A 21,275-nucleotide genomic window follows, 5' to 3' on the forward strand; every position below is an offset into this window, starting at 1 on the left:
TCAGGTCGGGCAGTTTTCCTCGCCGTTATCCAGGCCCTGCTTGTAGCTGCGGCTGTCGAGGGTGGCCTTGCCGTTGTGCCAGGTCAGGGTCAGCACGTAGAGCGAGTCGAAGTCGTTGGAGGCCCAGTCGTCGGTGATGGTGCGTTTCTCGCCGACGGCTTCGCGCGCCACCTTGTTGATCAGTTCCGGCAGGTAGCCGTGGGACCAGGCGGTGTAGATGATCGAGTTGTGGTAGCGGTCATGCAGCAGCTCATCGGCCAGTTCGCTGGTGTCGTTGGCCGAGAATTCGATGTTCACTGGCAGGCCGAGCTTGATGGCGCTGGGGCTGATGGTCATCAGCGGGCGGATGTAGCTGTAGGAGTTGTCGAGCTCACCTTCCTCGACATTGCGCGTCGGGTTGGCGGCGAACACGTAATTGGCCTTGCCGAATTTTTCCGGCAGCAGGGATGCCAGGTCGATGGCGCGGTTCAGGCCCTGGCAGTTGAGCTGGCCGAGGCCGCCGGCGGGTTTTTCCGCGTGGCGCAGAAAGACCAGGGTCTGGGTGCCGTCCACCGGCTGGGCGCGACTTTCGCTGGACTCCAGCGACAGCAGCAGCGCACTGGTCAGCAGCAGCGCCGGGAAGAACACGTAGGACCGGCGTTGCAGGCGTTGGGTGAAACTCAGCAGATTCTTCATGGATCGTCGGTACTTCAGCGCAATCGGTTAAGGCTGACAAACCTTTCCACGGCGAGCTCCCGGCATCGTGTGGTTTTCCCTGTCATTGAACGGGTGTTCTACCCGTAGGTAGCTCAGAGTCCCGGGATGTCTTTTGGTTCGATCCGACGTGGACTGCGAGTGTGGCCCCGTTACTTTATCCGCACCGCTGTCTGGCTGCCGGGAAGCTTAACCACCGGATGTTTCGAATTTAAGAATGCGCGCCGCGGACCGATGCCTGTAATCTAGCGCCGTCGCGCCCGGCCCCGGGCCACGGCCTTTCATCTGACTGTCATTGGAAGCCTGTCATGACCGATCTCCATGCATTCCCCATCACGCAGAAATGGCCCGCGCAGTACGCCGACTGGATTCAGCTGTATTCCTTGCCGACTCCCAACGGCGTCAAGGTCTCGATCATGCTCGAAGAGATCGGGCTGCCCTACGAGCCGCATCGCGTCAGTTTCGAAACCAACGACCAGATGTCCCCCGAGTTCCTCTCGCTGAACCCGAACAACAAGATCCCGGCGATCCTCGACCCCCACGGCCCGGGCGACCAGCCGCTGGCGCTGTTCGAGTCGGGGGCGATCCTGATCTACCTGGCGGACAAGAGCGGGCAACTGCTGGCCCAGGAATCCGCGGCGCGTTACGAGACGATCCAGTGGCTGATGTTCCAGATGGGTGGCATCGGCCCGATGTTCGGCCAGCTGGGCTTCTTCAATAAACTCGCCGGCAAGGACTACGAGGACAAGCGTCCGCGCGACCGCTACGTCGCTGAATCCCGCCGCCTGCTGAGCGTGCTCGAGGGCCGCCTGCAAGGCCGCGACTGGATCATGGGCGAGCGCTACACCATCGCCGATATCGCCACCTTCCCCTGGGTGCGCAACCTGATCGGCTTCTATGAAGCGGGCGATCTGGTGGGCTTCAAGGACTTCCCCAATGTGCAGCGTGTGCTCGAGCGTTTCCTCGCGCGCCCGGCGGTGATCCGCGGCCTGGAAATCCCCAAGCCCGTCTGACTGCCCTCTCTGTAGCCGCTGCCGCAGGCTGCGCTCGACGACGCAGTCGTCGCAAAAGGCCTGATGCGTTGTGCCAGATACACCGCGTCGTCAGGTTCTACGACGACTGCGTCGTCGAGCGCAGGCTTCGCCAGCGGCTACAGGTGAGCTTTTTTGCAGGTCAGGCCGGTTCCAGGCCTGGCCGTGTTCATTCAGACAAGGACCCGTAATGAGCCGCTTCGATTTCAAGCAAGTAGATGTCTTCAGCAACCAGCCGCTCAAGGGCAACCCGCTGGCGGTGGTGTTCGGCGCCGATGAGTTGAGCGACGCGCGCATGGCGGCGTTCGCCAACTGGACCAACCTCAGCGAAACCACGTTCCTCCTCGAACCTCGCGACCCGCGGGCTGATTACCGCCTGCGGATTTTCACCACCCTGCAGGAACTGCCGTTCGCCGGCCATCCGACCCTCGGCAGTTGCCATGCCTGGCTGGAAGCCGGCGGCGTGCCCAAGGGCGAGGAGATCGTCCAGGAATGCGCGGTCGGCCTGGTGCGCATTCGCCGCAACGGCGCCGAGCTGGCGTTTCTCGCGCCGCCTTTGCTCAAGTCCGGCCCGGTCGATGACGGGTTGCTGGAGCAGGTGCGCCAGGGCCTGAGGCTGGCACCCGGGGCCATTCTCGACGCGCAATGGGTGGACAACGGCGCCGGCTGGCTGGCGGTGCTGCTGGCCGAGCGCGGCCAGGTGCTCGACCTGCAACCCGACTATTCGCAGCTGAGGGGCCTTGCGGTGGGGGTGATCGCGCCCTGGAGCCCCGAGCACGATGGCGACGCGGCGCAGTTCGAAGTGCGCGCCTTTATCGCCGGCGACGGCATGCCGGAAGACCCGGCCACCGGCAGCCTCAACGCCGGCATCGCCCAATGGCTGCTGGGCGCCGGCCTGGCCCCGGCGTCCTACGTGGTCAGCCAGGGTTTGAGCATGGGCCGGGCCGGGCGCATCCAGGTCGAGCAGGTCGGCGATGAAATCTGGATCGGCGGCTCGGTGGTGACCTGTATCGAGGGCAGCCTGACGTTGTAGGCGAGGGCTGCAGGGGCTGGCCTTCCCCCCCCCTGAGTGTCGGGGAATGGTTGGCCATCAACCCTGGGCGGCAAGGTTCTGCGAGGCTTTTTCCAGGGTTTTCCAAAGCTCCAGCATGGTTGGGTTCTGGTTGGCCCTGGAGCAGTACGAACGTATTTCCAGCTGGGTGCTCCACTCGCTGCCGCCGGCCCGGACCAGGCGCCCGTGCTGCAGCTCCTCGGCCACCGCGCTCTCCGGCAGCCAGGCCACGCCGTAGCCCTCCATGGCCATGCGCATCAGCAGCATCGCCATGTCTGCTTCATAACAGCGCGTCAGCACGCACGGGACATGGCTGTCCTTGATCACGATATCGGCCACCCGGCCGAGAAAAGTGGTAGCGGTATAGGCTAGGTGCGGTACCGGTTTGCCGGCCTTGCCCGGCAGGCGGTGCAGGGGCTCGCCGCGCCGGTTCGGCGCGCACAGCGGGATGAACGAATCCTGGCCCAGGGTCAGGCTGACGAACTTTTCGTGGTCCAGCAGGATCGGCGCTTTGGGATGGTGGTAGACGATCATCAGGTCGCAATTGCCCTCCGCCAGGGCGATCACTGCGTCATGGATATTGGCTGCCACCACCCGGGCATTGAAGGGCTCGTTGTGCTGCTGGAACCGCGCCAGCCATTTGGGCAGGAAAGTCATCGACAGGCTGTGCCCGGCGGTGACCTGGATCGAGCGTCCGGGCATGCGCTCTTCCTGGCGTAGCGATGAGCGCAGTTCCAGCAACGAGGACAAGGCTTCGCGCCCCTGTTCGCAAAAGGTCTGTCCGGCCAGGGTCAGTTGAATGGGATAGGTACCGCGGTCCACCAACTCGACGCCGACCCAGTCCTCCAGCGAGCGGATCCGTCTCGACAGGGCCGATTGGGTCACGCAGCGGATCTCGGCTGCCCTGGAAAAATTCTTGCACTCGGCGATCGCCAACAGATCGTCCACCCACTTGATTTGCATGCCGCATCCTCAACCATGGCTGGAAAAAGTCTACGCCGCCGATCACGGATATTCGCGGCCTTTCGGAAACTATTCCAATAACGCATCAAGCTATGGCGATTACTCATCATCTGCGCCTCACGGGCTCCCTAGAATCGCCCTGACTACGCGCCACCGCCGAGTGGCCGTGCCTTCGATTCCTTCTCCTGCCAAGTAGAAATCCAATAACACCACTTGAGGAACGCACCGTGAAAAAGAACCGACTTCCCCGGCAGATCGCCTGCGGTATTGCCTTGGGCGTACTTGTGGGCTGGCTTTGTCATCGTTTTGCAGCGGATGCCAATGAGGCCAGGGACATCGCCTCGTACTTTTCGATGGTCACCGACATCTTCTTGCGCATGATCAAGATGATCATCGCGCCGCTGGTATTCGCCACACTGGTGGGCGGCATCGCCAGCATGGGCAGTTCGAGTTCGGTGGGGCGTATCGGCACCCGGGCGATGGCCTGGTTCGTCAGTGCCTCGATGGTGTCGCTGCTGATCGGCATGCTCCTGGTGAACCTGTTCCAGCCCGGGGTCGGGCTCGATCTGCAAGCCAGCCAGGCGGGTGCCGCCCCGGTGGCGATCAGCACCGGCGATTTCAGCCTCAAGGTGTTTATCGGACACGTCTTCCCACGCAGCATCGCCGAGGCGATGGCCAATAACGAGATCCTGCAGATCGTGGTGTTCTCGCTGTTCTTCGGTTTTGCGCTGGCGGCGGTGAAGAGGGCGGGGTTCACCCAGATCCCCGCGCTGGTGGATGACCTGGCCAGGGTGATGTTCAAGATCACCGACTACGTCATGGCCTTCGCCCCCATCGGTGTGTTTGCCGCCATTGCCGCGGCGATCACCACTGGCGGGTTGGGCCTGCTGCTGGACTACAGTAAGCTGATCGCCGAGTTCTACCTGGGCATCGCGATCCTCTGGGCGGTGCTGTTCGGCGCCGGTTATCTGTTTCTCGGGCGCTCGGTGCTGACCCTCGGGAAGTTGATCAAGGAACCCATCCTGCTGGCGTTCTCGACGGCCAGCAGCGAGTCGGCCTACCCGAAAACCATGGAGGCGCTGGAGAAGTTCGGCGCGCCCAAGCGAGTCTCGAGTTTTGTCCTGCCCCTGGGGTACTCGTTCAACCTCGACGGTTCGATGATGTACCAGGCGTTTGCCATCATGTTTATCGCCCAGGCCTACAACGTCGACCTGAGTTTCACCCAGCAGCTGTTGATCCTGCTGACCCTGATGGTGACCAGCAAAGGCATGGCCGGGGTCGCGCGGGCGTCGATCGTGGTGGTGGCGGCCACGCTGCCGATGTTCAACCTGCCCGAAGCCGGCATCTTGCTGATCCTCGGCATCGACCAGTTTCTCGACATGGCGCGTACCGCCACCAATGTGGTGGGCAACAGCATTGCCACGGCGGTGATTGCCAAGGCCGAAGGCAACGAGGAACCCAGTGCCGATGCCGTCGAGTCGCCGCTTGGCGTGGCGCGGGCCACGCAGAATCCTTCCTCCGTTTCCGCCTGAGAACCCGCGATGAAAAGCCTATCCAAACCGACACGCAAGCCAGCGCCGGCCAGCAGGCTGGGCATCGTAGGGGGACTGGGCTCCCTGGCCGGCGGCGATCTGTTCTTCAAGCTGGTGAAGTCCCGGGCGGTGTTGGCCGATCAGGGGCGTTATCACTTCCTGTTCGAGCAGCACCCGTTCAAGGACCTGCTGTTGCCGCTGGACCGCGACGCGAACATGACGTCCAGAAAGTTCTATGTTTTCCAGGTCTGCCAGTCGTTCGAAGGCAGCGGGGTGGACGCGATCATGCTGCCGTGTTTTGCCAGCCACACCTTCCGCGAAGAGATCCAGCAGGAGTTGGGCATCCCGATCCTGGACATGATGGCGGCGCTGAGCGCGCATATCCGCCATGTGCTGGAACCGGGCGCGGTCCTGGGCGTACTCGCCTCGGATTTCGTGCGGTACGCCGGGCTCTTCGAGCGGTACCTGGGGGCCGACTTCCAGCTGGTCTATCCCGAGCCGCAGGATCAGCAGGCCATGATGGCGGCGATCTACGGGGTGGACGGAATCAAGGACGGGCACCTGGACGGGGTGCCACTGGAAGGGGTGTACCAGGCTTGCCTGTCGTTGCAGGCACAGGGAGCGAACCTGATAGTGCCCGGGATGACCGAGCTGTCGCTGGTGTGCGCCGACCTGCAGCGTCGCGGGGTGACGCTGCTCGACGTCAACGAGATCTACGCCGCGGCGGCGACCCAGGCCGATGGCCAGCCCGCCCGGCCGCCGTTCAAGCTCGGCATAGTCGGCGGCGTGGGGCCGGCGGCCACCGTGGACTTCATGGCCAAGGTGGTCCGACATACGCCGGCCGATCGGGATCAGGATCATATCCGCATGGTGGTCGAGCAGAACCCGCAGATTCCGGACCGGACCGCGAGCCTGCTGTTCGACCAGGCCGACCCGACCATGGCCATGTATGCCACCTGCAAGCGGCTCGAAAGCGCCGGGGCCAACGCGATCGCCATACCCTGCAATACCGCCCACGCCTTTGTCGAACGCATCCAGCCTTACCTGCAAGTGCCCATCGTCAACATGCTCAACGAAACCGTCGAGGCGATCGTCGAGCAATACGGTCCAGGCAAGCCCATCGGCCTGCTGGCCACCTCGGGTACGGTGCAGAGCCGGGTCTACCACGAGGCTGCGCGGCTCGCCGGCCTGTCGTTGCTCACGCCGGGTTTCGATTATCAGGAACTGGTGATGAGCGCGATCTACGGCGAGCGCGGGATCAAGGCGGGTTTCGTCGACGGCATCTGCAAGGAGCAATTGCTGCTCGCCGCCGAGCACCTGTGCGAGCTGGGGGCCGAGGTGCTGATCCTGGGGTGCACCGAGCTGCCGCTGGTCCTCAGCCATTGCGCCGATTTCCAGGTCGGCGCTTACCGGGTGGCGCTGGTGGATCCGACCAGCATTCTGGCAATCCGTTGCGTGCAGCTGGCGACGCGCCCTTGAGCGCGATTCACGGGCAAAAAAAAGCCGCCGGGTGGGGCAGCTTTAAAGGAGAGCACGCGTTGTAGAACCCGAGTGTCACCGCGGGAAATGACAGAATGATGACAGGGTGTTGACGTTGTCGGCGGCCGCGCCCTGCGCCTGATTCACAGGCAGGGACATGGTGCGCGGGAGTGGGCCTGGAAAAGGCGGGCGGCTGTCATCTTGGCGTCATCGACGCCATGGCAAGATCGCCGCAAACCGTCTTGAGTGCTCGACAGGCCGCGGCCTGCCGGTCGATGAACCTGCCAGGAATCCCCCCATGAAAGGCGACGCCTCTCTGTTCGCAGCCATTGATCTTGGGTCCAATGCGTTTCGCCTGATGATCGGCCAGCCGGTCCGGCGCAGCCAGGGGTTCATGATCCAGGAAGTGAAGACCCTGCGTGAGCCGGTGCGCTTGGCGGAGGGCTTCCAGGAGGGCGCCCTGGACGAGCTGGCGCTGGACCGGGGCTGGCAGGCACTGGCGCGCTTTGGCAAGAAGCTGCGCGGTTTCGAGGCCGGGCGGGTGCGGGCGGTGGCCACCAGCGCCGTGCGCGAAGCCGACAATGCGCCGCTGTTTCTGGCCAGCGCCGAGCGTCACCTGGGGTTTCGCATCGATGTCATTTCCGGGCATGAGGAGGCGCGGCTGGTGTATGCCGGCGTCGCCCATACCGTGCCGGGCAGCGAAAGCATGCGGCTGGTGGTGGACATCGGCGGCGGTTCCACCGAGTTGATCCTCGGGCAGGGCGCCCAGCCCTTGCTGACCGAGAGCATCGCCATTGGCAGCGGGAGCTTTGGCGCGCGCTACTTTCCGGGCGGCGCGGTCTCGGCTCATGCCCTGCAGGAAGCCGAGCGCCTGGCCAGCCTGAAGTTCGAGAAAGTCGCCCGGCGTTATCGCCAGCTCGGTTGGCAGCAGGCCATAGGCTCCTCGGGCACCGCCCGGTTCCTGGCCAAGGTGCTCAAGGCCAACGGCCTGAACGACTATGGCCAGGACGGCATCACCTACGGCGGGCTGTTGCGCCTGTCGTTGCGCCTGCTGGAGGCCGGGCATGTCAAGCGCCTGCGGCTGGCCGGGCTGCAATCCCATCGCCTGGGCATCCTGCCCGGCGGCCTGGCGGTGATGCTGGCGGCGTTCAAGGTGTTTGGCGTCACCCATATGACGCCTTCCGAACCGGGGCTGCGCTTCGGCGTGCTGCATGGCCTGATATGTAATAACTGATTACCTAGCTTTATCCGCACAAGCGGCTGGCCTTCCTCCAGCCGGCCGGGCTTCATGCCGGCCAACCCCTCCCAATCAAGCCTCCCCAGGCGGCCCCTTGGCGGCGGCGCCCGGCCCTGGGGGCTTTGTTCAGCTAGGCTGCTCTGGCGGCCACGAAGCGCCGGCCGTCTACACTTAACCGCAGGCCCCGCAGGGTTACGCTCTGGGCGCATTCAACCGGTATCAACAAAAACAATAGTCTCGGGAGAAACCTGATGTTTACAGCACTGCGTCGATTCAGCCGCGGCATGGCCCTTGCCGCCAGCCTCGCCACGCTCACCCTCGCAACCCCGGCGTTTGCCCTGGATACGGTCAAGTTCATGGCCCCGGGCTCCGTGGGCGGCGGTTATGACCAGACCGCGCGGGTCTTGGGCAAGGCCCTGCTCGAGGCCGGCACGGCCAAGTCCGTGACCTTCGAGAACAAGGGCGGGGCCGGGGGCACCCTGGGGCTGGCGCAGTTCGCCAACAGCACCAAGGGCGACCCGAATGCGCTGCTGGTGGTGGGGGCGATCATGGTCACGGCGGTGGAGCAGAACAAGCCGCAGATCAGCCTCAAGGACGTGACGCCGATCGCCCGGCTGTTCACCGAATACAACGTGCTGGCGGTGCGTGAGGATTCGCCCTACAAGACCCTCGACGACCTGCTCAAGGACTTCAAGGCCAACCCGGCCAGCATCAAGTGGGGCGGCGGCTCCAAGGGTTCCATCGACCATATCGGCATCGCCGAGCTGGCGAGCAAGATGGACGTGCCGGTGAACAAGGTGAACTACGTCGCCTACGCCGGCGGCGGCGAAGTGGTGGCCGCGACCCTGGGCGGCCACATCACGGTGATCACCGGCGGTTATGCCGAGCTGGCCAAGTACGTGCAGTCCAAGCAGTTCCGCCTGCTCGCCATCGGCGCTCCGGAGCGCGTTCCCGGCATCGATGCGCCGACCCTCAAGGAGAAGGGCTACGACGTGATCATCGGCAACTGGCGCGGTGTCTATGGCGCGGCCAACCTCAGCGCCGAGCAGCGCAAGCAAGTCACCGAGGCGGTGCTGGCCGCCACCAACAGCAAGGTCTGGCAGGACAATGTGAAAGCCAACGCCTGGTCGCCGAGCGTCCTCACCGGTGACGAGTTCGGCCAGTTCGTCGACGAGGAACACCTGCGCCTGCGAGCGATGCTGGTCAAGGTCGGGCTGCTTTGAGATGGCCGGGCGCAGCAGGGTCGTACTGTCGCAGCTGGCGATTGGCCTGGGGCTGATCGCCATCAGCCTGGCGCTGGTCATCGGCGCCTTGCGCTTTCCGCCCGAGATGGGCTTCGTCATCCTCGGTGCCCATGTCTATCCCAGCGCGGTCGCCGCCTTCCTCGGCGCCGTGGGCCTGTTGCTGAGCTACCAGGCCTGTACCGGCGGTTTCCGCGAACTGGCCGCCCATGACGACGAAACCGCCCAGGCCTTGCCCGGTGGCAGGCTGGGCGTGGCCTGGGTCACCGCCGGCCTGGTGGCGCTTGCCGTACTGATCGACCTGATCGGTTTTGTCCTGGCCGCCAGCTTGCTGTTCGCCTGCTCGGCCCGGGGTTTCGGCAGCCGGCGGCCGCTGCGTGACCTGGCTATCGGCATCGCCCTGACCCTGCCGATCTACTGGCTGTTCAACGCCGGGCTGGGCGTGGCCCTGCCACCCCTGGTCAACGCCTGGATCTGAACCGGGCCCGAAGGAGGTCACACGGTGGACATTCTCTTGAGCCTGGCGACAGGTTTCTCCGCGGCGCTGGCGCCGATCAACCTGCTCTGGGGGTTTATCGGCTGCCTGCTGGGCACGGCGATCGGCGTGTTGCCGGGGATCGGCCCGGCGCTGACCGTGGCGCTGCTGTTGCCGATCACCGCCAAGGTCGATCCCACCGGCGCGCTGATCATGTTCGCCGGCATCTATTACGGCGCGCAGTTCGGTGGTTCGACCACCTCGATCCTGCTCAATACCCCGGGCGAGTCGTCGTCCATGGTCACCGCCCTGGAAGGCAATCTCATGGCCCGCAACGGCCGCGCCGGGCCGGCCCTGGCCACCGCGGCGATCGGCTCGTTTTTCGCCGGGACCATCGCCACGGTGCTGCTGACCCTGTTCGCCCCCATCGTCGCCATGCTGGCGCTGAAGTTCGGCCCCGCGGAGTATTTCGCGATCCTGGTGCTGTCCTTCACCACGGTGTCGGCGGTGCTCGGCGCGTCCATGCTGCGCGGTTTCGCTTCGCTGGGGATCGGCCTGGGCATTGGCCTGATCGGCCTCGACTCGACCTCGGGCATTGCCCGCTACACCCTGGGCGTTCCCGAGCTGGTCGATGGCATCGAGGTGGTGCTGGTGGCGGTCGGCCTGTTTGCCGTGGGGGAGGCCTTGTACAGCCTGCTGTATCAAAAGGAGGAAGCGTCCGGCCGACATCGCCTGACGTCCTTGTGGATGACCCGCGAGGACTGGAAACGCTCGATTCCCGCCTGGCTGCGCGGCACCCTGATCGGCTTTCCGTTCGGCTCGATCCCGGCCGGTGGCGCGGAAATCCCGACCTTCCTGTCCTATTCCACCGAACGCAAGCTGAGCAAGCACCCGCAAGACTTTGCCGCCAGCAAAGGGCCGGGCGCCATCGAAGGGGTGGCCGGCCCGGAGGCCGCCAACAACGCCAGCGCCACCGGTTCCCTGGTGCCGCTGCTGACCCTGGGCATTCCGACCTCCGCCACCGCGGCGATCCTGTTGGCGGCGTTCCAGAACTACAACCTGCAGCCGGGGCCGCTGCTGTTCCAGACTTCCGGTGAGCTGGTCTGGACCCTGGTGGCCTCGTTGTATATCGGTAACGTTATCCTGCTGGTATTGAACCTGCCGTTGGTCGGGCTCTGGGTGAAACTGCTGCAGATCCCGCGGCCGTACCTCAATGCCGGGATTCTGGTGTTCGCCTCCATCGGCGTGTACGGCATGCGCCATTCGTCCTTCGACCTGTTGCTGATGCTGGCGATCGGTTGGGGCGGGGTGCTGATGCGGCGTTTCGACTTCCCCGTCGCGCCAGTGATCGTCGGCATGCTGCTGGGGCCGATGGCGGAAAAACAACTGCGCAACGCCTTGTCCATCAGCCAGGGCGACTGGTCGATCTTCGTCACCCAACCCATCGCCGCGGCCTTCCTCGGCTTGACCCTGCTGGTGCTGGTGGTGCCCCACCTGCTGCACGCCCGGGGCATCAAATTGCACGAGGATGATTGAGCGGCGGGTGCGATGCGCCAGCCACCGCGGCGTGCCACGTCAGAACGTCATGGCGGGCCCCTAGGATAGGGGCTGCCAGGCGGTTTGCGTCCTGGCCCATTGCCTGCGACGGCGCCGATCCGGACACAGTGCCGAGGCACTGACCCGGCGAGCGGTGCTTTCTGCCCTTTCGATACGCAGCAAGTGAAGGCACAATGCGCATCCTTTTTTTGGCTGGCCTGGCCGGAGGCCTCGAAATGATCAAAACGCCGTACTACCTCATCGACAAACAGAAACTGCTCGGCAACATGGAGAAGATCGCCTATGTGCGCGAGCAGTCCGGCGCCAAGGCCCTGCTGGCGCTCAAGTGCTTCGCCACCTGGTCGGTGTTCGACCTGATGCAGCAGTACATGGACGGCACCACCTCGTCGTCGTTGTACGAGCTCAAGCTCGGCCGGCAGAAGTTCGCCGGCGAGACCCACGCCTACAGCGTGGCCTGGGCCGACGACGAAATCGAAGAGATGCTCGACAACTGCGACAAGATCATCTTCAACTCCATCGGCCAGCTGCAGCGCTTCGCCGAGGCGTCCGCGGGCAAGGTCCGCGGTCTGCGGGTCAACCCTCAGGTGAGCAGTTCCGATTACCTGCTGGCCGACCCGGCGCGTCCGTTCAGCCGCCTGGGCGAGTGGGACCCGGTGAAGGTCGAGGCGGTCATCGAGCAGATATCCGGCTTCATGTTCCACAACAACTGCGAGAACGCCGACTTCGGCCTGTTCGACCAGATGCTGGGCACCATCGAGGAACGCTTCGGCCATCTGCTGCACAAGGTCGAATGGGTCAGCCTCGGCGGCGGCATCCACTTCACCGGCGAAGGCTACGACCTGGACGCCTTCTGCGCGCGCCTCAAGGCGTTCTCCGAGAAGTACGGCGTGCAGGTCTACCTGGAGCCGGGCGAAGCGGCGATCACCCAGAGCGCGTCGCTGGAAGTCACCGTGCTCGACACCCTCTACAACGGCAAGCACCTGGCGGTGGTCGACAGCTCCATCGAAGCGCACATGCTCGATCTGCTGATCTATCGCCTGAACGCCAAGCTGGCCCCCAGCGCGGGCGAACACACCTACATGGTGTGCGGCAAGTCTTGCCTGGCCGGAGACATCTTCGGCGAGTATCAATTCGATCGTCCGCTGACCATCGGCGATCGGCTGTCGTTCGTTGACGCGGCGGGTTACACCATGGTCAAGAAAAACTGGTTCAACGGCCTGAAAATGCCGTCCATCGTAGTGAAACAACTCGACGGTAGTGTCGAGGTGGTTCGTGAATTTGGGTTCGAAGACTACCTGTCCAGCCTCTCGTAAGCTGGCGGAAAGGAGAGATAAAGAAATTGAAGAAGAACGTTCTTATCATTGGTGCAGGAGGTGTCGCCAAGGTGGTGGCCCACAAGTGCGCGCAGCACAACGACGAACTCGGTCGTATTGCTATCGCGTCGCGCAACATCTCCAAATGCCAGGCCATCATCGACAGCGTCAAGGCCAAGGGCAGCCTCAAACAGCCCGCGCAAATCAAGGCCTATGCGCTCAATGCGCTGGATATCGAGGCGACCAAGGCGCTGATCCGCGAGACCGAATCGCAGATCGTCATCAACGTCGGCTCCGCCTTCCTCAACATGTCGGTGCTGCGTGCCTGCATCGATACCGGCGTGGCCTACCTGGACACCGCCATTCACGAAGAACCGGGCAAGATCTGCGAGACGCCGCCCTGGTATGGCAACTACGAGTGGAAACACCTCGAGGAGTGCCAGCAGAAGAACGTCACCGCCATTCTTGGCGTGGGCTTCGATCCGGGCGTGGTCAACGCCTATGCGGCCCTGGCCAAGCAACAGTATTTCGACCGCATTGATTCGATCGACATTCTCGACGTCAATGCCGGTTCCCATGGCAAATATTTCGCCACCAATTTCGATCCGGAAATCAATTTCCGCGAATTCACCGGGCAGGTGTGGAGCTGGCAGGACAGCCAGTGGACCAGCAACACCATGTTCGAAGTCAAGCGTACCGACGACCTGCCGGTGGTCGGTTCGCAGAACCTGTACCTGACCGGTCACGATGAAGTGCACTCGCTGTCGAAGAACCTCGACGTGCCCAACGTGCGCTTCTGGATGAGCTTCGGCGAGCACTACATCAACGTGTTCACCGTGCTCAAGAACCTCGGCCTGCTCTCCGAGCAACCGGTCAAGACCGCCGAAGGCCTGGAAGTGGTGCCGCTGAAAGTGGTCAAGGCCGTGCTGCCCGATCCTGCCTCGCTGGCGCCGGGCTACACCGGCAAGACCTGCATCGGCGACCTGGTCAAGGGCACCAAGGATGGCCAGCCGCGCGAAGTGTTCATCTACAACGTGGCCTGCCACGAAGAAGCCTTTGCCGAAACCGACAGCCAGGGTATTTCCTACACCGCGGGCGTACCGCCGGTGGCCGCGGCCTTGCTGGTGGCCCGTGGCGAGTGGGACGTGCAGCGCATGGTCAACGTCGAGGAACTGCCGGCCGAGCCGTTCCTCAAGGCGCTGGACCTGATGGGCCTGCCGACCCGGGTCAAGGACGAGCACGGCGACCGTCCGTGGAACTGATTCACCCCCCGCTGTAAAGAAACCAGGTGCGCATGGATGGCGTGCCTGGCTCTCGATTCCCGCTACTCCCTCCTGTCAAGACAAGTGCCTCCTGCCTTCAATCTCAGGGGCGCCAGCGAATCCGAGCGACGCCAGAAGCAAGCCCGCATCAAGGGCATGCGGCGCCTGAAGACGGAAAACCCCATGCCAAAAAACAAACCGGGCACCGCGCTGCCGGTGTGACGCTCGTCGGTTACCTGGAGGGAAATGCCCCGTCAGCGATACTCAAATGTCGGGCGACCCCTCCAGAGGATGACCAGGATGAAGAAACAGAGCAGCGACGCCACGCCGGCAGAGCAGAGCGGTTGCGCTTCACAGCTGATAGACGGGCGCATCGAAGAGCTGGGCGACTGGCGCGGCGAGACGCTGGCCCGGGTCCGGAGGCTGATCCGCCAGGCCGACCCGCAGGTGATTGAGGAGTGGAAGTGGCGCGGGGTGCCGGTGTGGTCCCACGACGGAATCCTCTGCACCGGCGAGACCTACAAGAACGTGGTGAAACTGACCTTCGCCAAGGGCGCCGCGCTGGACGATCCGGCGGGTCTGTTCAACGCCAGCCTCGAGGGCAATACCCGACGGGCGATCGATCTGCATGAGGGTGACAAGATTGACGAGGCCGCCTTGAAGGCGCTGATCCTGGCGGCCGTGGCGCTCAATACGACGCGCTGAGCGGGTGTGCCGGCCGGCAAAAAAAGCCCCTTGCCATTTTCCCGGCAAGGGGCTGGCTGGCCTGGCTCATTCGCCTTTGATCTGCACGACCTTGTCCGCTGTCATGGCGGCGGGTTTTTTCGGCAGCGAGATACTCAGCACGCCTTTGCTGAAGCTCGCTTCGATCTTTTCGGCATCGACCCCCTTGGGCAGGTTGAACACCCGCTCGAAGGAGCCGTAATGACGTTCGCTCAGGTGGTAGCCCTTTCTGTTTTCTTGGGTTTCCTCGCGCTTTTCACCCTTGATGATCAGGCTGCCGTCGGAGAGTTTGATCTCGATATTCTTCTGATCCATGCCGGGTAATTCGGCAGTGATTTCGAAGCTCTCGTCTTTCTCGGTGATGTCGACGGCAGGCATGCCGCGGCCGATCAGCTCGCGCCGCCAGAACGGATCCACATCGAACAGCCCGCGGCTGAAGGGTGACAGGCCGGGGCCGCGATTGAAGTCATCGAACAGGTGATCGACCTGTTGCCGCAGTTTTTCCAGGGGTTGCCACAGGTCGCTCATGCTTGAGCGCCGGGTGGCCTTGTCTTCAGTCTGGATCGGCATTTTTTTCACGGAGTTGGTCATTTTCGCTTCTCCTCCCGGGTCAAGGGGCGGGCCGCGAACGTCCCTGTGGCGACCCGCCACGACAGAACGACAACCGGGCTCACAGCCTGCAAACCCGGTTCTTGTGCCCGCGACAGCCATCGCGCGAATGTGCTGCCAGGGAGCTCGACTGGAATCCTCGATGTCGTCCCCGGCAGATGATTCGCCCGGGCCCGCTTCTATCGGGCGCAAGGTCCTGCACACGCGGCGAGCAGGTGCCGCAGGCACTGGTCTTCAAGGCCGGCCTGCGCAGCTCTGCGTGTCTTATTTAGATCGAAAATCGACGCGACAGTTTCGCCGTGGAGCATTTGTCTGACAGGCGTAACCCCCTGCTTTCACGGCATTGTTACCAACGCGCAAACACAGTTTTGGCGACGCGGTATTTGTGCCGGTCGGGGCTTGGGGCATAAGCTTCGCTTCTTTTGGCTGCGGTCTTTTCGCGCCCAGCCTCGTCTTACTTGGCCTGCCCTGAGGAAGTCCCATGTCCAGCCAGTTCCCCCAAGCCCGTCCCCGTCGCCTGCGCCGCAGCGAACAGATGCGCAGCCTGTTCCAGGAAACCGAGTTCACCCTCAACGACCTGGTGCTGCCGATTTTCGTCGAGGAAGAGATCGACGATTTCGTGCCGATCAAGAGCATGCCGGGGGTGATGCGCATTCCGGAATCGAAGCTGGCCGGGGAGATCGAGCGTTACGCCCGCGCCGGGATCAAGTCGGTGATGACCTTCGGCGTGTCGCACCACCTGGACAGCAACGGCAGCGACACCTGGAACGACAACGGCCTGGTGTCGCGCATGTCGCGGATCGCCAAGGACGCGGTGCCGGAGATGATCGTGATGTCCGACACCTGCTTTTGCGAGTACACCGACCATGGCCACTGCGGCGTGCTGCACGGCCATGAAGTGGACAACGACCAGACCCTGGTCAACCTCGGCAAGCAGGCAGTGGCCGCGGCCCGCGCCGGCGCCGATGTGATCGCGCCGTCGGCGGCCATGGACGGGCAGGTCCAGGCCATCCGCCGCGCCCTGGACGAGGCCGGCTTCAGCCAGACCGCGATCATGGCTTATTCCACCAAGTTTGCCTCGGCGCTCTACGGGCCGTTCCGCGAGGCCGGCGGCAGCGCCTTGAAAGGCGACCGCAAGAGCTACCAGATGAACCCGATGAACCGCCGCGAAGCGGTGCGCGAGTCCTTGCTGGACGAACAGGAAGGCGCGGACTCGCTGATGGTCAAGCCGGCCGGCGCTTACCTGGACATCATCCGCGACATCCGCGAAGCCTCGCGCCTGCCGGTGACGGCTTACCAGGTCAGCGGCGAGTACGCGATGATCAAGTTCGGCGCCCAGGCCGGGGCCATCGACGAAGCGCGGGTGGTGCGTGAAAGCCTGGGCTCGATCAAGCGCGCCGGTGCCGACCTGATCTTCACCTACTTCGCGATGGACCTGGCGCTCGCCGGGATCTGACGCGCTCCAGTGGTGTACCAGATGTAAATGTATCGCCCTCAAGGGCTCTATCGCGGGCAAGCCTCGCTCCTACAGGTTTTATAGGAGCGAGGCTTGCCCGCGATGACGTCAATCCAGGCGCTGCATAATCCCGTCGACGAATTTATCTGCCCCCCCTTCACAGCGTAATCTTGCGCTCCTCGAAATACCGTTCCAGCACCTTCGGGTCCGCCGATTTCTCCGCCAGCGCCACGTAAGTGTCCGGCCGCAGCAGGTAGAAACCGTTGCGCGCGAGGCCAGCGGCCTGGTGCGCCGGTTCCCAGTCGAACACCGTCAGCGGCATCTGCCGCTCGGCGCACCAGGCGCGCAGGGCGTCGCTGGTGACGCCGTACACATGCACCTGCCACCCCAGGTAGTCGAGGCTGGCGAAGTTGTCGGTGACGGCGCCGTGGGCCCAGGGCAGGCGATCGCCGCCGTGGACATGGCCGGCGCTGCCGCAGCTCAGGGGCATGTCGCGGTAGTTGAGGGTGATCTGCGACACCGTGCGAAACAGGAACTCGCGCGCCGCTTCCACCGCAGTCACCTTGGGGATCAGCAGCGGCGCCAGGCGGGTGCGCAGCAGGTTGGCGATCGGCCCGTCGGCGGTGACGAAGCTGAACACCCGGTCGGTGGTGGCCACCAGGCGCCGGGCGAATTCGATGCGTTCGAACTCGTAGGTCGCCAGCAGGTGCTCCTCGGCCTTGCCGTTGAGCACCGCGGCGAGCTTCCAGGCCAGGTTGATGGCGTCGCCGATCCCGGTGTTCATGCCCTGGCCGCCGGCCGGACTGTGCACGTGGGCGGCATCGCCAAGCAGAAAGGCGCGGCCGCTGAAGAAGCGCTCGGCTACCCGGTGATGCACGCGGTAGGTGGAGAACCAGTTGACCTTGTCGACCTGGACCTTGAGGTTGTCCATGGCGCGCCGGCTGACGTCCTCGAACTTCAGGGTTTGCGCCTGTTCGGCACGTTCGTCGCGCACCGTGCCGATCAGCCGTGCCCGGCCTTCGCCGGCCAGCGGAAAGACCGCGAGGAAGTCCGCCTCGTCGAGGTCCGCGTGCAACTCGCCATTGAGCGCCGGCCCGCGGGCGTCGACATCGGCCACATAAAACACCTGCTGATAGGTGCCGCCGGGAAAGTCGATGCCCAGGGTCTTGCGCACTGTCGAATGGGCGCCGTCGCAGCCGGCCAGGTAGAAGGCCTGGCAGGTTTCCTCCTGGCCGTCGGGGCCGCGCAGCTGGGCGCTGACCAGGTGGCCGTGGTCGATGAAGCCCAGCAGTTCGGTCTGGCGCTCGACCGTCACGCCGAAACGCTGCAGACGCTCGATCAGCAGTTGTTCGTGCTGGTCCTGCGGGTAGATTTCCAGGAAGGGGTAGGGCGTCAGGTCGGCGCCGATGCTGCTCAGGGGCAGGTGGGCGGCCTGTTCGCCCTTGACCCAGAGGTTGGCGGCCGGCACCCGGTGACCCTGGTCGAGGATCGCCTGGGTCAGGTCCAGCTGGCGGTACAGCTCAAGGGTCCGGGCCTGCACCGCCAGGGCCCGGGAGGTGGTGCCGGGGCCGGCGGTCTGGTCGAGGATGCGCACCTTGACCCCTTGCCGGCTCAGCCACAGCGCCAGAACCAGGCCGGTGGGGCCGGCGCCAATGATCAGTACGTCGCTGCGGTTCATGTCCTTGCCCTCGTCGAGAGATCAATGTCATGCCGGTTTCGTGTAGCAGGTTTCAGCGCTGGGCGAACGCCAGGTTCAGGCCCAGGGCGGCGAAGCTCGCGGCAAAGCTGCGGCGCAGCCAGTTCTGCACCTGGGGCGACTCGATCACCGCCTTGCGGAACAGGTTGGCCAGCAGGCCGTAGACCACGAATACGGCGAAGGTCATCGCCATGAACACACCGCTCAGGCCGAGCATCTGCATGGCCGGCGAGGGGCCGTCGTGGCTGATGAACTGCGGCAGGAAGGCCAGGAAGAAAATCGTCAGCTTGGGGTTGAGGATGTTCAGCAGGCAGGCCTTGAGCACCAGGCCGCCGGCGCTGGTGGCGGGCAAGCGGGTGTCCACGGCGAAGGCCGAGCGGTCGCGCCAGGTGGCGTAGGCCAGGTACAGCAGGTAGGCGACCCCGGCGAACTTCAAGCCCTGGAAGGCCAGCGCGCTGGTGTGCAGGATGGCCGACAGGCCCAGCACCGAGGCCAGCAGGTGCGGGACTATCCCGGCGGTGCAGCCGATGGCGGTGAACAGGCTGGCGCGCTTGCCGGCCACCAGTGCCGTGGAAATGGTCAGGATCACGCCGCTGCCGGGGATCAGCACGACGATCAGCGAGGTGATGAGAAAATCCAGTGAGAGCATGGCGCAGGGAACTCCAGGGCAGGTAAAGGACGCTCAGGTCTGGCTGAACACTTCCAGTAGGTGGCCGTCGGGGTCATCAAAATACACCCGGCGTCCGCCTTCGTGGCGGTTGATTTCATTGGGGCGCTGCTTGCCCGGGTCGGCCCAGAACGCCAGGCCGCGCTGGCGAATGCGTTGCAGTATCGGTTCGAAGTCGTCGGCGGCGACCAGAAAGGCGTAGTGCTGGGAAGCGATGGGCGGGTCGTTGTCGTAGTAATCCAGGGACACGCCGTTATCCAGCTGCACCACCAGCATCGGGCCGAAGGGCACAGGTGGCGGCAGGCCGAGCACCTGCACGAGAAAATCCGTCGACCGTTGCTTGTCGCGGCACCAGACGATGGTGTGGTTGAGTTGCACGCTCACGATGGGCCCCCTGTGTTGTTTTTCTGTGGGCGATGAGGTTTCAGATTAGGTGAAATTCGCCGTCGGTCACGGGGAATGCTCAAATGGCCTGTCGCTGGTACGGAACAGCGCGGCGCCTTGAGGGTCGATATCCGCGGCGACGCATGCACCTCAAGCGCGGGCCACCTTCGGAATTACTGGGAAGCCATGTCTATAAAACCTCTGCATTCACTTCGCTGGGCCGCTGTCGCGGCCTCGCTGGCCCTGGCCGGCTGTGCCGGCCAGTTCGGTTCAAAGGCGCCGGCGCCCAGCCCGGCGCAGGTCCAGGCCCAGGTGGCGCGCCTGTTGCCGGCCAAGGTCGCCGATCGCCAGGGCTGGGCCCGGGATATCCAGGTGGCCTTTACCGCCCAGGGCATCGAGCCGAGCAAGAGCAACCTCTGCGCGGTGCTGGCGGTGGCCGAGCAGGAGTCCACCTATCAGGTCGACCCGCCGGTGCCGGGGCTGGGCAAGATCGCCCGCAGCGAAATCGACCGCCGCGCGGCCAAGGTGCATGTGCCGTCGATGCTGGTGAGCGCGGCGTTACAGGTGCGTTCGCCGAACGGCAAGTCCTACAGCGAGCGCCTGGCCGGGGCGCGCACGGAGAAGGAACTGAGCACGATCTTCGACGACTTCATCGGCAGCGTGCCCATGGGCAAGACCCTGTTCGGCGGTTTCAACCCGGTGCACACCGGCGGGCCGATGCAGGTCAGCATCGACTTCGCCGAGCAGCAGGCGCGCAATTACCCCTACAGCGTGGACGGCTCGATCCGCCGCGAGGTGTTCAGCCGGCGTGGCGGCATGTATTTCGGCATCGCCCACTTGCTCGGTTACCCGGTGAATTACCCGCAGCCGCTGTACCGCTTCGCCGATTTCAACGCCGGTTGGTACGCCAGCCGCAATGCCGCGTTCCAGAACGCCCTGAGCGTAGCCTCGGGGATTTCCCTGGCGCTGGACGGCGACCTGATCCGCTACGACTCGATCATGCCCGGCAGCACCGAGCTGGCGGCGCGCGCCCTGGGCAAATCCCTGGACATGCGCAACCCGACCATTCGCAACCAGCTGGAGAAGGGCAACAGCCTCGAGTTCGAAGACACCAAGCTGTACAAGCGGGTATTCGCCTTGGCCGATCAGGCCCAGGGCAAGGCTTTGCCGCGGCAGATCCTGCCGGGTATCCAGCTGAAGAGCCCGAAGATCACCCGCAAACTGACCACCGCCTGGTTCGCCAAACGGGTGGACGAGCGGTATCAGCGCTGCATGGCGAAGTGAGCAGGGTGAAAGCGATCGATCGGGGAATCCCGACGCCCTGAAATGAAAAAAGCCCGGCTGATAAGGCCGGGCTTTTTTTCGAGTACTGCGGACCGCGCAATCATACGGCGCGACGCTCGATCAGACGGTCGGAACCACCTTCGGCAACGCGACGCTCGATCAGACGATCGGAACCACCTTCGGCGACGCGACGCTCGATCAGACGGTCGGAGCCACCTTCGGCAACGCGGCGTTCGATCAGACGATCAGCACCACCTTCGGCAACGCGACGTTCGATCAGACGGTCGGAACCACCTTCGGCGACGCGACGCTCGATCAGACGGTCGGAGCCACCTTCGGCAACGCGACGTTCGATCAGACGATCGGAACCACCTTCGGCAACACGGCGTTCGATCAAGCGATCGGCGCCACCTTCGGCGAGACGTTTTTCAATCAGGCGATCCGAGCCGCCTTCGGCGACCACAGGGTAGGCCGAGGACGCGGCAAAAGCGTTTGCTGCAAGAACCGAGAAAGCGATGCTGAGAAGAATTTGGCGTTTCATGGTGGTGTGCTCCGGGGTGTTGTTTGGTTGGTATGGAGCAGATGTTACGTGGCGGATTTTTTTTGAGAATTTCATTGGGTC

20 protein-coding genes are annotated in these 21,275 nt (G+C 64.2%); 13 read left to right on the forward strand and 7 right to left on the reverse strand.

Annotated elements, in window-relative coordinates; all coding sequences use genetic code 11:
* Positions 1-675, reverse strand: a complete 675-nt coding sequence (locus C4K27_RS11450; protein ID WP_007932610.1) for a hypothetical protein — start codon at positions 673-675, stop codon at positions 1-3.
* 326 nt (positions 676-1,001) lie between these two features.
* Here C4K27_RS11450 and C4K27_RS11455 point away from each other — a divergent pair, with 326 nt between their 5' ends.
* Entirely contained in the window at positions 1,002-1,706 is a 705-nt protein-coding gene (locus tag C4K27_RS11455; protein WP_053260504.1) for a glutathione S-transferase family protein, read from the forward strand.
* A gap of 208 nt (positions 1,707-1,914) precedes the next feature.
* A complete protein-coding gene (locus tag C4K27_RS11460) occupies positions 1,915-2,757 on the forward strand; it encodes a PhzF family phenazine biosynthesis protein (protein ID WP_053260505.1) in 843 nt (280 codons plus the stop codon).
* A 57-nt stretch (positions 2,758-2,814) separates the two neighbouring features.
* Here C4K27_RS11460 and C4K27_RS11465 read toward each other — a convergent pair whose 3' ends face one another.
* Positions 2,815-3,738: a LysR substrate-binding domain-containing protein gene (locus C4K27_RS11465; protein WP_053260506.1), complete on the reverse strand. Its 924-nt coding sequence runs from the start codon at positions 3,736-3,738 to the stop codon at positions 2,815-2,817.
* Positions 3,739-3,965: 227 nt separating this feature from the next.
* Between C4K27_RS11465 and C4K27_RS11470 the strand changes: the two genes are divergently transcribed.
* The 9 genes from C4K27_RS11470 to C4K27_RS11510 all read left to right on the forward strand — a co-directional run bounded on the left by C4K27_RS11470 (position 3,966) and on the right by C4K27_RS11510 (position 14,539).
* On the forward strand, positions 3,966-5,270 hold the full coding sequence (locus C4K27_RS11470) for a dicarboxylate/amino acid:cation symporter (protein WP_053260507.1): 1,305 nt from the start codon (positions 3,966-3,968) through the stop codon (positions 5,268-5,270).
* Between the two features lie 9 nt (positions 5,271-5,279).
* Entirely contained in the window at positions 5,280-6,749 is a 1,470-nt protein-coding gene (gene cuyB, locus C4K27_RS11475) for a cysteate racemase (protein WP_053260508.1), read from the forward strand.
* Between the two features lie 298 nt (positions 6,750-7,047).
* Complete coding sequence (locus C4K27_RS11480; RefSeq protein ID WP_053260509.1) at positions 7,048-7,983, forward strand: Ppx/GppA family phosphatase; 936 nt, start codon at positions 7,048-7,050, stop codon at positions 7,981-7,983.
* 254 nt (positions 7,984-8,237) lie between these two features.
* Positions 8,238-9,209, forward strand: a complete 972-nt coding sequence (locus C4K27_RS11485; RefSeq protein ID WP_053260510.1) for a Bug family tripartite tricarboxylate transporter substrate binding protein — start codon at positions 8,238-8,240, stop codon at positions 9,207-9,209.
* Between the two features lies 1 nt (position 9,210).
* Complete coding sequence (locus tag C4K27_RS11490; RefSeq protein ID WP_053260511.1) at positions 9,211-9,705, forward strand: tripartite tricarboxylate transporter TctB family protein; 495 nt, start codon at positions 9,211-9,213, stop codon at positions 9,703-9,705.
* Between the two features lie 24 nt (positions 9,706-9,729).
* Positions 9,730-11,238 carry a tripartite tricarboxylate transporter permease gene (locus C4K27_RS11495; RefSeq protein WP_053260512.1) on the forward strand — a complete coding sequence of 503 codons (1,509 nt, stop codon included), beginning with the start codon at positions 9,730-9,732 and terminating at the stop codon, positions 11,236-11,238.
* Positions 11,239-11,474: 236 nt separating this feature from the next.
* Positions 11,475-12,572, forward strand: coding sequence for a carboxynorspermidine decarboxylase (gene nspC, locus C4K27_RS11500; protein WP_053260613.1), 1,098 nt, complete (start codon positions 11,475-11,477; stop codon positions 12,570-12,572).
* A gap of 26 nt (positions 12,573-12,598) precedes the next feature.
* The gene (locus C4K27_RS11505) at positions 12,599-13,834 is read left to right on the forward strand and encodes a saccharopine dehydrogenase family protein (RefSeq protein ID WP_037036272.1); all 1,236 of its coding nucleotides are present in this window, start codon (positions 12,599-12,601) and stop codon (positions 13,832-13,834) included.
* A 300-nt stretch (positions 13,835-14,134) separates the two neighbouring features.
* Complete coding sequence (locus tag C4K27_RS11510; RefSeq protein WP_125738009.1) at positions 14,135-14,539, forward strand: DUF1801 domain-containing protein; 405 nt, start codon at positions 14,135-14,137, stop codon at positions 14,537-14,539.
* A 66-nt stretch (positions 14,540-14,605) separates the two neighbouring features.
* Here C4K27_RS11510 and C4K27_RS11515 read toward each other — a convergent pair whose 3' ends face one another.
* Positions 14,606-15,148 (reverse strand): Hsp20/alpha crystallin family protein, encoded by a 543-nt coding sequence (locus C4K27_RS11515; protein WP_007932635.1) that lies wholly within the window; start codon positions 15,146-15,148, stop codon positions 14,606-14,608.
* 499 nt (positions 15,149-15,647) lie between these two features.
* Between C4K27_RS11515 and hemB the strand changes: the two genes are divergently transcribed.
* Positions 15,648-16,622, forward strand: a complete 975-nt coding sequence (gene hemB / locus C4K27_RS11520) for a porphobilinogen synthase (protein ID WP_053260515.1) — start codon at positions 15,648-15,650, stop codon at positions 16,620-16,622.
* A 157-nt stretch (positions 16,623-16,779) separates the two neighbouring features.
* On the opposite strand, the gene C4K27_RS11525 is transcribed toward hemB, so the two are convergent.
* From C4K27_RS11525 to C4K27_RS11535, 3 genes are read right to left on the reverse strand one after another with little or no spacing between them, the layout of a single operon-like run.
* Positions 16,780-18,300, reverse strand: a complete 1,521-nt coding sequence (locus tag C4K27_RS11525; protein WP_053260516.1) for an FAD-dependent oxidoreductase — start codon at positions 18,298-18,300, stop codon at positions 16,780-16,782.
* 52 nt (positions 18,301-18,352) lie between these two features.
* On the reverse strand, positions 18,353-18,967 hold the full coding sequence (locus tag C4K27_RS11530) for a LysE family translocator (RefSeq protein WP_053260517.1): 615 nt from the start codon (positions 18,965-18,967) through the stop codon (positions 18,353-18,355).
* A gap of 33 nt (positions 18,968-19,000) precedes the next feature.
* Positions 19,001-19,369, reverse strand: a complete 369-nt coding sequence (locus C4K27_RS11535) for a VOC family protein (protein ID WP_053260518.1) — start codon at positions 19,367-19,369, stop codon at positions 19,001-19,003.
* A 186-nt stretch (positions 19,370-19,555) separates the two neighbouring features.
* Here C4K27_RS11535 and C4K27_RS11540 point away from each other — a divergent pair, with 186 nt between their 5' ends.
* The gene (locus C4K27_RS11540; RefSeq protein ID WP_053260519.1) at positions 19,556-20,653 is read left to right on the forward strand and encodes a DUF1615 domain-containing protein; all 1,098 of its coding nucleotides are present in this window, start codon (positions 19,556-19,558) and stop codon (positions 20,651-20,653) included.
* A gap of 100 nt (positions 20,654-20,753) precedes the next feature.
* On the opposite strand, the gene C4K27_RS11545 is transcribed toward C4K27_RS11540, so the two are convergent.
* A complete protein-coding gene (locus C4K27_RS11545; RefSeq protein WP_053260520.1) occupies positions 20,754-21,194 on the reverse strand; it encodes a hypothetical protein in 441 nt (146 codons plus the stop codon).
* Positions 21,195-21,275: the final 81 nt, after the last annotated feature.

It is taken from the genome of Pseudomonas chlororaphis subsp. chlororaphis (assembly GCF_003945765.1).
Classification (GTDB): domain Bacteria; phylum Pseudomonadota; class Gammaproteobacteria; order Pseudomonadales; family Pseudomonadaceae; genus Aquipseudomonas; species Aquipseudomonas chlororaphis.

Coding starts and splice junctions, on each gene's coding strand:
- C4K27_RS11450 (WP_007932610.1), bottom strand. CDS start 675: ATGAAGAATCTGCTGAGTTTCACCCAACGCCTGCAACGCCGGTCCTAC.
- C4K27_RS11455 (WP_053260504.1), top strand. CDS start 1,002: ATGACCGATCTCCATGCATTCCCCATCACGCAGAAATGGCCCGCGCAG.
- C4K27_RS11460 (WP_053260505.1), top strand. CDS start 1,915: ATGAGCCGCTTCGATTTCAAGCAAGTAGATGTCTTCAGCAACCAGCCG.
- C4K27_RS11465 (WP_053260506.1), bottom strand. CDS start 3,738: ATGCAAATCAAGTGGGTGGACGATCTGTTGGCGATCGCCGAGTGCAAG.
- cuyB (WP_053260508.1), top strand. CDS start 5,280: ATGAAAAGCCTATCCAAACCGACACGCAAGCCAGCGCCGGCCAGCAGG.
- C4K27_RS11480 (WP_053260509.1), top strand. CDS start 7,048: ATGAAAGGCGACGCCTCTCTGTTCGCAGCCATTGATCTTGGGTCCAAT.
- C4K27_RS11485 (WP_053260510.1), top strand. CDS start 8,238: ATGTTTACAGCACTGCGTCGATTCAGCCGCGGCATGGCCCTTGCCGCC.
- C4K27_RS11490 (WP_053260511.1), top strand. CDS start 9,211: ATGGCCGGGCGCAGCAGGGTCGTACTGTCGCAGCTGGCGATTGGCCTG.
- nspC (WP_053260613.1), top strand. CDS start 11,475: ATGATCAAAACGCCGTACTACCTCATCGACAAACAGAAACTGCTCGGC.
- C4K27_RS11510 (WP_125738009.1), top strand. CDS start 14,135: ATGAAGAAACAGAGCAGCGACGCCACGCCGGCAGAGCAGAGCGGTTGC.
- C4K27_RS11515 (WP_007932635.1), bottom strand. CDS start 15,148: ATGACCAACTCCGTGAAAAAAATGCCGATCCAGACTGAAGACAAGGCC.
- hemB (WP_053260515.1), top strand. CDS start 15,648: ATGTCCAGCCAGTTCCCCCAAGCCCGTCCCCGTCGCCTGCGCCGCAGC.
- C4K27_RS11525 (WP_053260516.1), bottom strand. CDS start 18,300: ATGAACCGCAGCGACGTACTGATCATTGGCGCCGGCCCCACCGGCCTG.
- C4K27_RS11530 (WP_053260517.1), bottom strand. CDS start 18,967: ATGCTCTCACTGGATTTTCTCATCACCTCGCTGATCGTCGTGCTGATC.
- C4K27_RS11540 (WP_053260519.1), top strand. CDS start 19,556: ATGTCTATAAAACCTCTGCATTCACTTCGCTGGGCCGCTGTCGCGGCC.
- C4K27_RS11545 (WP_053260520.1), bottom strand. CDS start 21,194: ATGAAACGCCAAATTCTTCTCAGCATCGCTTTCTCGGTTCTTGCAGCA.